This window comes from Amycolatopsis sp. M39, assembly GCF_001651785.1.
GTDB classification, from domain to species: domain Bacteria; phylum Actinomycetota; class Actinomycetes; order Mycobacteriales; family Pseudonocardiaceae; genus Amycolatopsis; species Amycolatopsis rubida.
The window spans coordinates 141,561-155,496 of the sequence record NZ_LWSF01000014.1; the positions used below are offsets into that span (position 1 = coordinate 141,561).

A 13,936-nucleotide genomic window follows, 5' to 3' on the forward strand; every position below is an offset into this window, starting at 1 on the left:
TCTCCTTCGGTCAGACCTCGCGCACGGCCGCGCGCAGGGCGGGGACGACGTCCTCGGTGAGCTGGGCGAGGAACCGGCGCTGGTCGGCGCCCGGCCCGTGGAACACCAGGTGGGTGAATCCGGCGTCGAGGTACGGTTTGAGCTGCGCCACGGCCTCGCCGGGTTCGGCGGCGACGATCCACCGCCGGGCGACCTGGTCGAGCGGCAGCGCGTCGGCGAGCCGTTCCATCTCCTCGGCGGAATCGACGGTGTGCTTCTGTTCCGCCGAAAGCGCCAGCGGCGCCCAGAACCGGGTGTTCTCCAGCGCCGCGGCCGGGTCGCGGTCGTAGGAAAGCTTGATCTCGATCAGGTGGTCGACGTCGCCTGGCGGGCGGCCCGCCTGGTCCGCGCCGGTCGCGACCGCGGGCACCAGCTTGTCGGTGTAGAGATCCATGCCCTTGCCGGAGGTGCAGATGAACCCGTCGGCGACGCGGCCGGCGTAACGGGCGACGACCGGGCCGCCAGCGGCGACGTACACCGGCACCGGCTGTTGCGGCCGGTCGTAGACGCGGGCACCGGCCAACGTGTAGTACTCGCCGGCGAAATCCACCGAGTCCTCTGTCCACAATGTACGCATGAGCGTGACGGCCTCGCGCAGCCGCGCGAACCGCTCCTTGAACTCCGGCCAGTCCATTCCGGACACCGCGACCTCGTTCAGCGCCTCGCCGGTGCCGACGCCGAGCACGACCCGGTCGCCGGTGAGCAAAGCCAGGGTGGCGAACGTCTGCGCCATCACCGCCGGGTTGTACCGGAACGTCGGCGTGGTCACGCTGGTGCCGATGCGGACGCGGGAGGTGCGCTCGCCGACCGCGGCCATCCAGGTCAGCGCGGACGGCGCGTGGCCGCCGTGGTGACGCCACGGCAGGAAGTGGTCGGACACCCAGACGCTGTCGAGCCCGGACTCCTCGGCCAGGACCGCGAATTCGACCAGCTCGCGCGGGCCGAACTGCTCGGCGGAGGCTTTGTACCCGATCGTGAGATCCACGCGGAGTTCCTCCTAGGTGAGCCGCGGCAGGACCGCGGACGCGGTGAGTTCCAGCTCTTCCCGGGCGGACGCAGCGTTCACCGGCGACAGCACCACGCTGGTCGCGCCTGCCGCGCGCAGGGAGTTCACCCGTTCGGCGATGTCGTCGGGATCGCCGGCGACGGCCAGCGTGTCGATCCATTCCTCCGGCAACGCCTCGGCCAGCCGTCCGGCGTCGCGGGCGAGCAGTTCGGCGAGCTGCTCGTTGTAGCCGAAGGCGCCGGTGAGCGGATTGTGCGGGCCGACCGCGGCCAGGTACCCGGCGAGCGCCGGGCGCACCGCGGCCCGCGCCCGCTTGCTGTCCCGGTGCACGCTGAACAGCGCGAACGTCGGCACCAGATGCTCGGCGGCCCCGGATTCCCGCATGCCTTCGCGGATGCAGCCCAGCGCGGACGCCAGATATTCGGTCCCGGCGAGCACGCTCATCACGGTGCCCTGCGCGATCTTTCCGGACAGCCGCAGCGATTTCGGACCGAGCACACCGGTCAGTATCGGCACCTCGGCGTCCGGCCGGTGCGCCGCGGCGACCGAGCGGAAGGTGAATTGCTTACCGTCGAGGTCGACGGTTTCTCCGCTCAACAGCGCGCGAACGGATTCGACGCATTCCCGCAGCGCGGTCAGCGGCGAACGTGCGGTCAGGCCCATTTGGCCGGTCCAGGCGGGCACACCGTGCCCGATGCCGGGCAGGAAGCGGCCGGGGTAGGCGCGGGNGGCGACCGCCGGATGCCGCGCCACCGACGCCACCACGCCGAGACCCACCTTGACCCGCGTGGTCGCGCCGAGCGCGAGCGCCGCGCCGGTGAACCCGCCGTAGCAGAAGTAGTCCTCGGCGACCCACACCTCGCCGTAGCCGAGCCGTTCGGCCGACGCGGCGAGCCCGGCGATGTCCTCCGGCGGCGTTGCCGTCGCGACGAACACCCCGAGCGGGGCGGTTTCGGTACCGCTCATGGAAAACCTCCCGGAGGCGGGGATGAACCGGACCGCGGCGGAACCGGGTCCCGGCCGCTGTGCACCAGTCTCGGTTACCGGGGCCGTGCGCGGCAATCGGCGGTGCGACGAACCGGGGCCGGTCATTTGGGCGTTGTGCCCATGGACGCGGGCGCCGGCCCGGCCGACGATCGGGACACCGGGTGTTTCCCGGCCGAGACGTCGTTCACCGCGACCGGAGGCATGACCGTGACCCAGCAGGTACCGCCAGGACTGATCGGCGCGCGGGTGCGCCGCAAAGAGGACCCCCGGTTGCTGACCGGACGCGCGCAGTTCGTGGACGACGTCGTGCTCCCGCGCATGCTGGAGGCCGCGGTGCTGCGCAGCCCGCACGCGCATGCCCGGATCCGGTCGGTCGACACGAGCCGCGCCCGCGCCCTGCCCGGCGTTTTCGCCGTGCTCACCGGTCCCGAGGTGCGCGCCGCGTGCGCCGCGCCGCAGCCGGTCGTCTGGCTGATGATCCCGGACCAGCGGATGACCGGGCAGTACGCGCTCGCGGTCGGCAAGGTCCGGTACGCGGGCCAGGCGGTCGCCGTGGTCGCCGCGAAGAACCGGTATGTCGCCGAGGACGCGCTGGCGCTGATCGAGGTGGACTACGAGGTCCTGTCCTCGGTCAACACGCTCGACGAGGCACTGGCCGAGGACGCGCCGCTGCTGTACGAGGAATGGCCGGACAACGTCAGCTGCCGCCAGACGATCCCCAAGGGAGACGTGGAAACCGCGTTCGCCGAAGCGGACGTCGTGGTCACCGAGACGCTGGAATTCGGCCGCCAGATGGGCACTCCGCTGGAAACGCGCGGGGTGGTCGTGTCCTGGGACCCGCTGTCGGACCGGCTTGAGGCTTGGCTGTCGACGCAGTCGCCGAATCTCGCCCGGGATCTGCTCGGCGAGGTGCTGGGCCTGCCGGTGGAGCGCATCCGCGTGCGGACTCCGGACGTCGGCGGCGGGTTCGGGAACAAGTTCGACTTCTACGCCGAGGAAGTCCTGGCCGCACTGCTGTCCCGGCGCACTGGTCGCCCGGTGAAGCTGATCGAAGACCGGTATGAGAGCTTTGTCGCCAACGCGCATTCGCGGGAACAGCGGATCGAAGTGTCGGTCGCGGCGAAATCGGACGGCACGATCACCGGGCTGCGCGGCACTGTCTGGGCGGTGCTCGGCGGACAGCTCGCGACCGTCGGGATCGGGCCGTGCTGGCTGTCGATGGCGTTGCTGAGCGGGCCGTACGACATCCCGAACGTCGAAGGCACCGTGGTGGGCGTGGTGACGAACAAATCGCCGTACGGTTCCTATCGCGGCTGGGGACAGCCGAAGTGCAACTTCGCGCACGAGCGGATCGTCGAAAAGCTCGCGCGGGAATTGGGCCTGCCAGTCAACGAGATCCGGCGGCGCAACCTGATCGCGCCGAACAATTTCCCATACCCGAGCCCGGTTTTCTTCTACGACAGCGGGAACTATGCCGAATGCCTGGCGCTCGCCGAACGCGGTGTCGCCGAGCGCGGGTGGCCGGGGCAGATCGCCGCAGCCGCGCGCGAAGGACGTTCGCTCGGCATCGGGTACGCCTTCCACATCGAGATCACCGCACTCGGGCCGACGAGGATCATGAACGGGGCGGGCCTGCAGCACGGGTCCTTCGACGAGGAGGTGGTCCGCGTCGATTCGAGTGGCGGCGTCATCGTGCGGACCGGGCTTTCCGCGCTCGGCCAGGGCATTCAGACCGCGCTCGCGCAGGTCGCGGCGGGCACGTTGGGCGTGCCGCTCGATTCGGTCACGGTGCTGTCCGGAGACACCGAGACGACGCCGTTCACCGGCTACGGCACCGGGGCCAGCCGCGGCGCGAGCCTCGGCGGCGGCGCGGTGCTGCGGGCGAGCACGCGGCTGCGCGAGAAGGTGCTGCGCGTCGCCGGGCACCTGCTCGAAGCCGATCCCTCCGATCTGGAGATCGCGGACGGCCGGATTTCCGTCGTGGGCAACCCGTCTGGTCCGTCGGTGACGATGCGCGACATCGGCGACGCCGCCTACCGCAGGCTGGCCGGGAACCTCCCCGGCGACGAGAACCCGACGCTCGAGGAACGGGACGTGCTCGACCCGGACAACGTCGCCTTCTCCTATGGCACGACCGCCGCTCTCGTCGAGGCGGACCGGGAGACCGGGGCCGTGACCGTTCTCGGCTATCTGGTCGCGCATGACTGCGGAACGGTGATCAATCCGACCATTGTGGACGGACAGCTGCACGGCGGCGCCGCGCAAGGCATCGCGGGAGCGCTGTACGAGGAGATCGTGTACGACTCCGGCGGCCAGCTGCTCACCCGGTCCTTTATGGACTACCTGCTGCCCACCGCCTCGGAAATCCCGGAATTCGCGACCCTGCACATGACCACGACCGCCGGCCACATTCCCGGCGGCTTCAAGGGAATGGGCGAGGCGGGAACGATCGGCGCGGCTTCCGCGATCACCGCGGCGATCGAAGCCGCGCTGCCGGAGCTCGGCGTGAGCCTGACCCGGGTCCCGGTGACCCCGCCCCGGCTGCTCGACGCGCTCGACGCGGCCGCCCGCATCGAGGAGAGCGCATGAAATCCGCCCCGTTCGACCACGTCCGCGCCACCAGCGTCGAGCACGCCGTCGCCGTGCTCGCGGAGCACGCGGACTCCGCGCGGGTGCTCGCTGGCGGGCAGAGCCTGGTCCCGCTGCTGGCCACCCGCCGCGCCCAGCCGTCCCTGCTGGTCGACATCAACGGTCTCGCCGAACTGGCCTACCTGCGCACCGAGGACGGCCACGTCGAGATCGGCGCGCTGACGCGCAACCGGGTCATTGAAACGTCGCCGATCACCGCGAAAGACGCACCGCTGATCGTCGCGGCGCTGCGTCATTCCGGGCACGTGACGATCCGCAACCGGAGCACGATCGGCGGGAGCGCGTCCTACGCCCATCCCGCGGGCGAGAATCCGGCCGCGTTGCTGACCCTCGGCGCCTCGATCGTCCTGACCGGACCGGCCGGCCGCCGGATCCTGCCGGCCGGCGAGTTCTTCCGCGGCCCGCACCGCACCGCCGCGGGCCCGGACGAACTGCTGACCGCGATCCGGGTCCCGGTGTCGCCGCCGGAAACCCTGGTCGCCGTGGCGGAACTGGCCCGGCGGCACGGCGATTTCGCCCTCGTGGCGGTGTTGTCGACGCTCCGGCTGGACAGCTCCGGCCGGATCGCCGCTGCGTCGCTCGGCGTCGGGTGAGCGGGGCCGACACCGTTGCGTGCTACCGCGGCCGAGCAGTTGCTGGTCGGCGAGGAACCGTCGGAAGAGCTGCTGCGCGCCGCGGGTGCGGCCGCCGCCGCCGCGGTCGATCCGCCCGCTGATGTGCACGCGCCGGCCGCCTACCGGCACCGGATCACCGACGTGATGACGCAACGCTGCCTGAAGCGTGCTCTCCGCCCGGCCGAAAGGACTTCCGCGGCATGACCAGTACCCAGACCGACCGCGCCGTTTCCCTTACCGTAGACGGCGAACCGGTGTCCGGTGTCGTCGAACCGCGCCGGACGCTGTCGGATTTCCTTCGCAAGGACTGCGGCAAGACCGGCGTGCACGTCGGCTGCGAGCACGGCGTGTGCGGCGCGTGCACCGTGGTTCTCGATGGCCGGACCGCGCGGTCCTGCTGCACACTGGCGGTGCAGGTCGAAGGCTCGGAGGTGGAGACCGTGGAAAGCCTCGCCGAAGGCAGCCAGCTGCATCCGCTGCAGGAGGCGTTCTGGGAACACCACGGCTTGCAGTGCGGATTCTGTACGCCCGGGCTGCTGTTGACCGTTCGCGAACTGCTGGCCGACAATCCGGATCCGACTGACGACGAGATCCGCGCCGGAATCTCCGGAAATCTGTGCCGCTGCACGGGGTATCAGTTCATCGTGGACGCCGTGCGCGCGGCGGCGGCGAAGCTGCGGGCGGGCTGACGCGCCGCTGCATCTGTTCAGCGAGATCGCGCGACCTCGACGACGATCTCCCGGGTCTGGACCGCGAGCGGCGACGGCTTCAGCGGACCGATGCCGAGCTGATCGTCAGATCAGGCGTCGTGTCCGCCCGGGGTGCAGGCCCAGGCGGCGGAACAGCCGCTGCTGGCCGGCCGGCAGGTCGCGGGAGTAGAGGCTGAAAGCGGCGACGTCGTCCGGGTAGCCGGCGGCCAGGTCCCGGCGCTTTGCGTGAGCCGGTCGATCCTGTATCGCAGAGTCCAGGTCGGGAGGCTGACCAGCCGGCCCGCGGCCATGGAGATCGCCAGCGGAATGCCGCCGCACAGGGCCGTGATCTCCCGGATCTCGTTGTCGTCCGGGGGCAGGAGCCGGCCGCGGGCGTGGCGTCGGAACATGTCGACGGCCTGGTCTGCGGGACGCACGTCGAGGGAGACGGGTTCGGCGTCGGTCAGAGCGGTGAGCCGGCGTCGGCTGGTACGGCCCGCGACTGCCGGCGCCGGCGCGGTCGACGCACCCGGACATCGAGGCCCTTCCGGTGACACCCGCCATGCGCATCGACTTCGCCTCAGACGCGCTCTGACCAGTCAGCGCCGAAGATGTCTGGAGGCATCAGCGTGGTACGAGACAGTGCCCCGGCTCCGCTTCCTTCAGGACACCCGTCGGCGGTGACGTGCGGAGCCTTGGCCCGGCCGCAGCCGTGCCCGACATGACTCCGGCAAAACGCCGCCGCCGCTCAGAAGGCCGCCGACGAAGCACTCGGGGCGTTCCTCGGACCGGTACCTACCTGCTGATGATCGGCGAGGTCTGCTTCCTCAACGGCGGGCCGGNGGTCTCGGCCACGGCTTCGGCATCCGGCTGTCCGGGATCCGCGTCGTCCGGGAATCGGTGCCCGAAGGTCCGGAGGGCGCGAGGATCCTGCTGATCACCTGCTGCCCGGTCGCGGCCTGAGGACCAGCCCTGATCAACATGCTCCCTTCGCACGTCCGCCATTTAGTCACCCGTCAGGAGGCGGGATTCGGGAAGATCTTCCGCGTTTCGAGCGAGCCGATCGTCCGAGGAGCCCTGCCCGAGGCACTCGGCCCGGCCAACCGGGGCGCTCTGCATGACCGAGATCCTCGGCACCGAAATGGCCAAACCCCACGTGACCACCCCCCGCCTCAAGATGCTGATCAGCCAGATCTGGAAACTTCCGGACAGGGGCCAGGGATTCGGGAGCGGCAGCGTCACCGCGGCCGCACGGGCGGAGAAAGCCTTTGCGAAATGGGAGTCAAGCTCAACGGAGCCGACCACGTCGAGAAGATCCGGACCCTCATCCCCGCCTTTGAGGACTGGCTGGCCAAAAACGGCCAGGTGATCCACCACAATACTCGGGTGGCAGAGAACATCGTGACAACCGACCACGACGACGCGTCGGAGACGTCGGCGGACCTCGAGCCCGAATGGCTGGCCAGGCTCCTCACGCTCGCCCCGGAATTCGCCGAGGCAGACCGGGACCTCCTGGCTTACTGGGACGAGCCGCCCTGCCGCGACCCTACCTGGGAACCGCTCGACGAGGACACCGCACTCCGTCGCCCGAACCTGCTCCCTCGTGTCCGCCTGTCCCAACGGGTCGTGACGATCGCCAACACGATCGTGCAGACGTGGGACCAGTTCTACGAAGACATCCGCCCCGGACCTTCGACTACATCGAGCACGCCTTCCGCACTGCGAAGGAGACCGGCGACGAGCAGACCCGCTTCCAGATGAACCTGCTCGGCAACGTGCAGAACATGGCCGGAGCCGAGCGCGAGGACATGCTCCGTGAGATATGGCCTTACCTGGGACCCGAGTCGAAGAAGGACTGCCTCGCACTGGACCGGGCACAAGGGATCGGGAAGGCACCGGAGTGGAAACTGCGGTGACCGGTCACCGCAGCCCAGCGCACTGCGATGGGAATGAGGGCAACGATGTCCGCGGAACACTGCCGGACGCCCGGCACATCAGCGGGACCCAATTCGGGGACGATGAGGATCGGAGTCTCCGAGAATGCTGACGGCGCGTCAGCATGGAAACAACGGGAGCCGTCCGCAATCGGAGCGCCTCGTTGTGGCTGCGCTCGACGTCCTGGTCGAGCGAGACATTCGACGGCAGAAGCGGAGTTTCAGACACGATCCCGAATCCCCGTGTCGAGTTGGCCGTCAGCGCCTGGTTCCAGGCCGACCTGTGAATGCTGAACGCATCTCGGAATACCTTCTCCGCCCCGCTCCTTATGGTTGAATGTTGGGCGACTACCAGCGTGCTGCACCCGACGGCCGGCGATACCGGAGCTTCGGGGTCCGGGATCCACTGAACATTCCCTGCGACACTGAGGTATGGGGACGGCCGGGATGTGTTGTCAAAACGGTGATGGGCACTTCGAGCCGATGAACGAGGGCGTCCATTCCGGAGAGCTGCTAGCCGAGGTCCTGGACGACGTGGCCAGGGTGGTCGGGGCGGAGGTCACTCGTCTCGATCGCCTGCCCGGCGGCGTTAACGCGGGTGCCATGCGGGTTCAGTTGGCCGGAAGGGGAAATGCGGTTCTCAAAGCAGTGCCCCGGGCGCATCCTGGCCACCTCGATGAGATGTTGCGAGCCCGCAGAGTGGTCGAGCACATGCGCGGGCGCGGCTATCCGACCCCGGCCTGGCTCGGAGTGGGGGCCACCGCCACTCAGGTATGGCATTTGACGGACTTCGTTGACGCGGCTCCCGCTCCGGAGCTGACCCCGTCCCTCGTTGAACAGTCGATGGAGATCATCGAAATCCAGGCCGGCCAAGCCGCTGAGCCCTACGACCACTGGTCGTTCGCCTGGCGGGTCGCCACCGGTCGGGAATCGGCTGTTGCCGGGCTGGATTTCCCCGAGACGCCGGAGCAGTCCCTTCTGCGCCGGTCCGCGGCGAAGCTCTCGGGGTATTCCTCGGCGGTGTCGGCTTTGGTCGAGCGCTTGCGGCTCGTGTGTGCCGACATCGCACCACCGGAAGCGGCGCCGGATATGGTCCATGCCGATTTCAACCCCAGTAACGTCCTGGTCGGTGACGGAGTGGTGGTGGCGGTCGTGGATATCGCGAACGCGGGTAGCGGCACGCGGGCGACTGATCTCATGACCCTCCAGTGGCACACCTTTGAGGATCCGCTGGACGACGCCCGCAGGAAGCTGTGGAAGAGAATCCTCTCCGTGGTCGGCTGGGAGGGCGCCGCGGTGCTGGCGGCGACACAGATCCTCATGCAGCTTGAGTGGCCCATCCGTCTTGGGCGTCACGATATCGTCCCGGGGGTGGTTGAGCGCGGCCATCGCGCTTTCGACGAGTTGAGCGCGCTTCGTTAAGTGTCGCCCAGCGGAGATGACGCGGGAAACGGGTCGTTGCGGTCGTTGGCACTCGCGACGGAAGCGCTGACGACTCCTGTTCGATTTCCAGGGGATTGCAGCGCCCGTTCTGACCGTTGTTTAACGCTCGTCTCAACTCCGAAGGGAGGCGTCAGCCGCGCGAGAAATGGAGGTATTTCTGTCAGGAGAGTCGATCTCATTCGTTGCCTGAACTCCGAGGTGATGGTGGCGGTGCTGGATGCTAATCCTGATGTGTTGGTTTCGCGGTCCGGGGTTGGCGTCGGCGGGTTCGACGAGTCGCTCAGCGGTTACGAGGATCGGAACTAGTGAATCGATATTGGTAAGCGGGGACACTTGATGAACAAAGTCCAACGGCCTCTGCTGAACTGCCGATCTAATGCTGACGGACGGCTCGCGCGGGCGCTTCCGTGCGATTTGGGCTGGGCGGTCGGCTGCCGGGCCGTCGTTGTTCGCTGCGCCGGTGGCAGTTCGGGCGGTAGCGACGTCCGCTCGACGTGTCGATTCGTCGGTCGAGGCGTGCGGGGAACGCCTGTGGTGGCTTGGGTTGGCGGTCGGTCCTTGGAGCCGCGCCCGGTGTGGCGGGCAGGTTGCTGCCGCGTGCGTGTTCTCGACGCATGGCTCCGGGGTACGGGCAGAGCGGCCGCCGCGAGTTCGGTGCGAACGGGATCACGGCCGCGGAGCTTACGCATTGACGGTCACCTCGGTAAACGCGCTGGAATTGCAGCAAGTGTGGGGCCGCCCGCTGCGGACCGGCGTGGTCAGGGCGCGTGCCTTCCGGGAGCCGGATGCGCTTCAGGTCCGGTCCCCTGGCGAACCATGGTGTGAATGCAAGTCCGCCGATCTTTCGCCAGGACCTGTGCGTTCCCGCGCGGCAGCAGGTGACCAGTCGTCTTGCCGCAGATGAGTCCTGTCCACTGATCGGGGTACCTCTCGCTCCGCAAGAGTCCTCCGGACGCCGGTAGTTCGCTCCGCTCCCGATTTCACCGGATCGAGATCGGGCTTTGTGCGGTGGTGAACGGAACTTTCGAGCTGGGCCTGTTCTGGTGGCGGGATGGGTTTCGCGAGACGGTCGGTCGGCGGTGAGGAGCGGGTGGCGGTGTGGGTGCGGCATCGGTTCACGTTGGGCGAGGCGGTGGAGGCGGTGCTGGATTCGCACGCGGCTGCCCATGGCGGCACGTTAGGCGTCGCTGTCGGGGAGTTGTCGGTGCTGGGTGTCCGGGTGGATTTGAAGCGCGCCGGGCGCGGACGGCAGTCTGCCGGAACGCGTGTGCCGCCGGTTGACCCGGACTGTGTCGTTCGGCGTTGTCAGGTCGCGCGGGTACGGGGTCAGCTGGTTCGGCTGGGGATGTTCCCGGCCACGGCGGGCAGCCGGGGCGATTGTGCGGCGCAGGAAGTTGTCGTGGAGCATCAGTTCACCTTCGCCGAGGCGGTGGCGGCGGTGATGGGGGTGAAGTCGATGGTGCGGCCGGCGCCTGGCCGCCGGATTGTGCCGCTGACCGCGGGGGAGGTCCGCAGTGCGTTGTGGTGGTCTGCCGAGCACGGTCCCGACAGGGTGCTGCTGGAACGGTGGCGGGCGGAGCCGGAGGACGGGCCGTTGAACCGGCTGGCGGGCTGGGTTCGCGGCGAACTGACGCGGCTGCGGGTGTTCACCGGTCCGCCTGCTGAGCGCGGGTGATCGTCCGCGCTTAGGCTCCCTGCTCGGGGGACGGCATGCGGAGCGGAGGGTGCGTGGAGCGGGGAACAGGGGGCGGGCGGAAGCCGTCCTTTCTGAACCGGTTGCCGGAACGGGACAAGACGCGGTTGACCGCCTTGGGCAGCCGGCAGGGGCTGCGGCCGCGGGCACCGGTCCTGGCGGTGGGCAAGCCGGGCGTCGACGTGGTCGTGCTGGAGAAGGGGCACGTGAAGGTGACCTCGACCGATCACGAGGCGCGGCAGGTCATTCTGGATGTCGGCGGCCCGGGCGACATTTACGGCGAGGCCGCCGTGATGACCCGGCTGCCGCGCATGGCCGACGTGGTCGCGCTGGACGAGGTGGTGCTGCGGCGGATCGACGCGGAGACGTTCCGCCGGTTCCTGCACGAGAATCCGGAAACCATGTACCAGATCAGTGTCCTGCAGAGCGAGCGGCTGTGGAACGCGCAGCGGGAACGCACCAACACCCGTACGCCGGACATGGCCGTGCAGATCGCGCGGCGCCTGCTGTACCTGGTGGACGTCTGTGCGAGCGAGCGGGACGGGGGATGGTCGGTGGACGCGCCGCTGACCCAGGAGGAGCAGGCGGCGTTCATCCCTGTCTCCCGCGGCACCCTCGCGAAAGCGCTGAAGCAGTTGCGGAGCGAGAACGTGATCGCGACGGGGCGGCGATCGCTGACCGTGATCGACCTCCCCCGGTTGCAGTCCCTCGCTGAGATGACCTAGATCACCCGTCCGGGAGCGATTGGTGGTCGGTTCTGTGCACCGGTGAACAGAACTTGATGCCGGGTAGTCGTGACACTCCTGCCTGTTACCAATTGATGACAGCGCAGGGGGAGAACACCGATGAGCGCGTTCACGTCGAGTCACTACGCCGCGCGCACCCGGGCGGTCATCGTGGTCGACATCGTCGGGTCGTCGCGGGCCAGCGACGACCTGCTCGACCCGATGAAATCCGAGATGGAGTCCTTGCTCGCGCAGGCGCTGGCCACGGCGGGACTGTCCTGGGACGAGGCCGGGCATCCGCGGGAGACCGGCGACGGGGCGATGCTCGCCTTTCCCGATCACGAGGCCGGACGGCTGGTGGAGGTCGTGTTCCACCTCGACCACCTGCTGCGGTCGCGCAACCGCTACCACCGGTTCCCGATGCGGGCGCGGGTCGCGGTGCACCTGGGGCCGATGGCGGACGACCGGCGGTACCACCGCACGTACATCACCTTGACCCGGTTGCTCAATTCGGCCGCGTTCGTCGAGGTCGTGCGGCACTGGTGCCACGCCGATCCGGCCGGCGAGCGGTTCGGGGCCGCGCTGGTGATGTCCGAGGCGATCTGGCGGGCGGTGGTCGAACCGTTCACCGTCGGACTGGTCCCGCCCGCCCGCTGCGCCCCGATCCACGTCAGCACCGCTGATTTCACCGGCGACGCCTGGATCCACCTGCCCGGCCTCGACACCTCCGGCACCGTCATCAGCCTGCAGGACCCTCCTGCCGCGACGCCCCTTCCGCCGCTCCCGCCGCAGGGACTCCGGCTCACGCCCCTGAGCCCTGGCGACGCCGCCGGCCCCGGCAGGCCGAGCAGCAACGGCCGCGCCGACAACGGGCTGGCCCACGGTGCCTAGTTTCGGCTCCGGCGCTCGCCCTGTCTTCGGCTACAGCACCAGCAGCGCGATCGCGCGCACCCGGGCCAGACTGCGCGGCAGACACGTCGCCGTCGTCGCTCACCGGGCGGCCACCGCCGGGCTGAGCGTCAACTCCGGCGAACGCTTCTATCTCATCGACCGGCGACTGCAGACCGACAGTTTCCGGATCGCTTTGCCCGCCAGAAGAACAGAACGGCGCTGGCTGACAGTAAAAGCCGATTGGTGGATCCATGATCCGTACCTGCTCCTGTCCACCGCGCCCAGCGACGCACACCAGCAGCTGCACCACGACGTCACGCGGACGGTCAGCGCGCTCGCGCGCACCAGCCCGAGCCCGGAATTGCTCGCTGTCCGTCGCCACGTCGAAGAACTCCTTCGCGGCACGACCACCCACACCTCAGCCGGATGCGCCTGGAAACTCACCGCGATCCGCGCCAGCGCTGCTCCTGCCGGAAAATCCTGGCGAGCCGACGTCGACACGTGGCTGCACCGCCATCTGCGCGAGCTGCCCGACGAGGATCCGCCGCGACAGCATGCGGAGTGACCGACGGCGCGCGTCTCTCGCCGGTCGGTTTCCCCGCGGAGTTCGGCTGGACGAGTGCGCCTGGCGTGCTGTCGCCGCCGGAAAACGCCGCTCGCGGCGAGCCAGGCGTAGAACGGCAGGTCGGCGACCGGACCGAACTGGAGGTACGCGCCGGTGCTTTTCTTCGTGAGCCAGCGGAAGCAGGCCTTGCGGTCGTGCGGCTGGCCGGATTTCGGCGGGTTGGCCGAGACTGGCCAGCCGGTCGCGCCGAACGCGGCCACCGAGCGGAAATAGGTGTCGGTGGTGCGGTTTTCCTGGACCAGGACGACGACGTGGTCGATCGGGCCGGTGGCGGCCATGGCGATCTGTGCGGTGCTCCGGCTCGGCTGAATGATCGCCTGCCGCGGCCATCGGAAGACCCGATGGGAGCAACCGGATTCCTTTGCGTTGCCCGGGATACGGCGGGGTTGCGCGGAAGGATCTGTTCGCGGCGGGCGTCTGGGCTGGCCGGGTCAGTGCTCGGCGGCGACCGCGTAGCGGCGCATCGGGCGGCCCGCGGGTCCGTGCGCGGCGCGGAGAACGGAGTACACACTGTCCACTGTGGTTTCCCAGCAGCTGTGGCGTGTGGCTTCGCTGCAGCACCGGCGCTGGACCGGGTGGCCCTCTTTGCTCCCCCTCACCTACGCGCACACCGATCGACGTCGTCGCTTCCTGCGGCGCGT

General features: G+C 69.2%; 14 protein-coding genes. 11 read left to right on the forward strand and 3 right to left on the reverse strand.

The window, feature by feature from the left end; genetic code table 11:
• Positions 1 to 10: 10 nt before the first annotated feature.
• Both fgd and A4R44_RS26915 read right to left on the reverse strand, forming a co-directional pair.
• Positions 11 to 1,024: a glucose-6-phosphate dehydrogenase (coenzyme-F420) gene (gene fgd, locus A4R44_RS26910; protein ID WP_067586467.1), complete on the reverse strand. Its 1,014-nt coding sequence runs from the start codon at positions 1,022 to 1,024 to the stop codon at positions 11 to 13.
• A 12-nt stretch (positions 1,025 to 1,036) separates the two neighbouring features.
• Positions 1,037 to 2,011: an LLM class flavin-dependent oxidoreductase gene (locus tag A4R44_RS26915; protein ID WP_067586469.1), complete on the reverse strand. Its 975-nt coding sequence runs from the start codon at positions 2,009 to 2,011 to the stop codon at positions 1,037 to 1,039.
• A 141-nt stretch (positions 2,012 to 2,152) separates the two neighbouring features.
• Here A4R44_RS26915 and A4R44_RS26920 point away from each other — a divergent pair, with 141 nt between their 5' ends.
• The 7 genes from A4R44_RS26920 (at position 2,153) to A4R44_RS26950 (ending at position 9,340) form a co-directional block, all read left to right on the forward strand.
• Entirely contained in the window at positions 2,153 to 4,621 is a 2,469-nt protein-coding gene (locus A4R44_RS26920; RefSeq protein ID WP_232791785.1) for a xanthine dehydrogenase family protein molybdopterin-binding subunit, read from the forward strand.
• On the forward strand, positions 4,618 to 5,274 hold the full coding sequence (locus A4R44_RS26925; protein WP_232791786.1) for a xanthine dehydrogenase family protein subunit M: 657 nt from the start codon (positions 4,618 to 4,620) through the stop codon (positions 5,272 to 5,274). The genes A4R44_RS26920 and A4R44_RS26925 overlap by 4 nt, the downstream gene beginning before the upstream one ends.
• Positions 5,275 to 5,289: 15 nt before the next feature.
• Entirely contained in the window at positions 5,290 to 5,499 is a 210-nt protein-coding gene (locus A4R44_RS50775; RefSeq protein ID WP_232791787.1) for a hypothetical protein, read from the forward strand.
• Positions 5,496 to 5,984 (forward strand): (2Fe-2S)-binding protein, encoded by a 489-nt coding sequence (locus A4R44_RS26930; protein WP_067586472.1) that lies wholly within the window; start codon positions 5,496 to 5,498, stop codon positions 5,982 to 5,984. The genes A4R44_RS50775 and A4R44_RS26930 overlap by 4 nt, the downstream gene beginning before the upstream one ends.
• Positions 5,985 to 7,259: 1,275 nt before the next feature.
• On the forward strand, positions 7,260 to 7,745 hold the full coding sequence (locus A4R44_RS26945) for a hypothetical protein (protein ID WP_067586492.1): 486 nt from the start codon (positions 7,260 to 7,262) through the stop codon (positions 7,743 to 7,745).
• A complete protein-coding gene (locus A4R44_RS48290; RefSeq protein WP_157905006.1) occupies positions 7,742 to 7,900 on the forward strand; it encodes a hypothetical protein in 159 nt (52 codons plus the stop codon). Before A4R44_RS26945 ends, A4R44_RS48290 begins: the two co-directional genes overlap by 4 nt.
• 501 nt (positions 7,901 to 8,401) lie before the next feature.
• Complete coding sequence (locus A4R44_RS26950) at positions 8,402 to 9,340, forward strand: phosphotransferase (RefSeq protein ID WP_067586609.1); 939 nt, start codon at positions 8,402 to 8,404, stop codon at positions 9,338 to 9,340.
• A gap of 1,198 nt (positions 9,341 to 10,538) precedes the next feature.
• On the opposite strand, the gene A4R44_RS49280 is transcribed toward A4R44_RS26950, so the two are convergent.
• Complete coding sequence (locus A4R44_RS49280; protein ID WP_163069776.1) at positions 10,539 to 10,769, reverse strand: hypothetical protein; 231 nt, start codon at positions 10,767 to 10,769, stop codon at positions 10,539 to 10,541.
• On the opposite strand from A4R44_RS49280, the gene A4R44_RS26955 reads away from it, so the two are divergent.
• The 4 genes from A4R44_RS26955 (at position 10,761) to A4R44_RS48295 (ending at position 13,235) form a co-directional block, all read left to right on the forward strand.
• Positions 10,761 to 11,036, forward strand: coding sequence for a hypothetical protein (locus A4R44_RS26955; RefSeq protein WP_232791788.1), 276 nt, complete (start codon positions 10,761 to 10,763; stop codon positions 11,034 to 11,036). The genes A4R44_RS49280 and A4R44_RS26955 overlap by 9 nt on opposite strands.
• 53 nt (positions 11,037 to 11,089) lie before the next feature.
• Positions 11,090 to 11,779, forward strand: a complete 690-nt coding sequence (locus tag A4R44_RS26960) for a Crp/Fnr family transcriptional regulator (protein WP_161269368.1) — start codon at positions 11,090 to 11,092, stop codon at positions 11,777 to 11,779.
• A gap of 120 nt (positions 11,780 to 11,899) precedes the next feature.
• Positions 11,900 to 12,670: a hypothetical protein gene (locus A4R44_RS26965; RefSeq protein ID WP_067586496.1), complete on the forward strand. Its 771-nt coding sequence runs from the start codon at positions 11,900 to 11,902 to the stop codon at positions 12,668 to 12,670.
• Positions 12,663 to 13,235, forward strand: a complete 573-nt coding sequence (locus A4R44_RS48295) for a hypothetical protein (protein WP_067586500.1) — start codon at positions 12,663 to 12,665, stop codon at positions 13,233 to 13,235. Before A4R44_RS26965 ends, A4R44_RS48295 begins: the two co-directional genes overlap by 8 nt.
• Positions 13,236 to 13,936: the final 701 nt, after the last annotated feature.

Excerpts from the sequence above, each read along its gene's own strand:
- A4R44_RS49280 (WP_163069776.1), bottom strand. The coding sequence starts at position 10,769 with ATGCTCCACGACAACTTCCTGCGCCGCACAATCGCCCCGGCTGCCCGC.
- A4R44_RS26965 (WP_067586496.1), top strand. The coding sequence starts at position 11,900 with ATGAGCGCGTTCACGTCGAGTCACTACGCCGCGCGCACCCGGGCGGTC.
- A4R44_RS26920 (WP_232791785.1), top strand. The coding sequence starts at position 2,153 with ATGGACGCGGGCGCCGGCCCGGCCGACGATCGGGACACCGGGTGTTTC.
- A4R44_RS26950 (WP_067586609.1), top strand. The coding sequence starts at position 8,402 with ATGAACGAGGGCGTCCATTCCGGAGAGCTGCTAGCCGAGGTCCTGGAC.
- A4R44_RS26925 (WP_232791786.1), top strand. The coding sequence starts at position 4,618 with ATGAAATCCGCCCCGTTCGACCACGTCCGCGCCACCAGCGTCGAGCAC.
- A4R44_RS26930 (WP_067586472.1), top strand. The coding sequence starts at position 5,496 with ATGACCAGTACCCAGACCGACCGCGCCGTTTCCCTTACCGTAGACGGC.
- A4R44_RS26945 (WP_067586492.1), top strand. The coding sequence starts at position 7,260 with ATGGGAGTCAAGCTCAACGGAGCCGACCACGTCGAGAAGATCCGGACC.
- A4R44_RS48290 (WP_157905006.1), top strand. The coding sequence starts at position 7,742 with ATGAACCTGCTCGGCAACGTGCAGAACATGGCCGGAGCCGAGCGCGAG.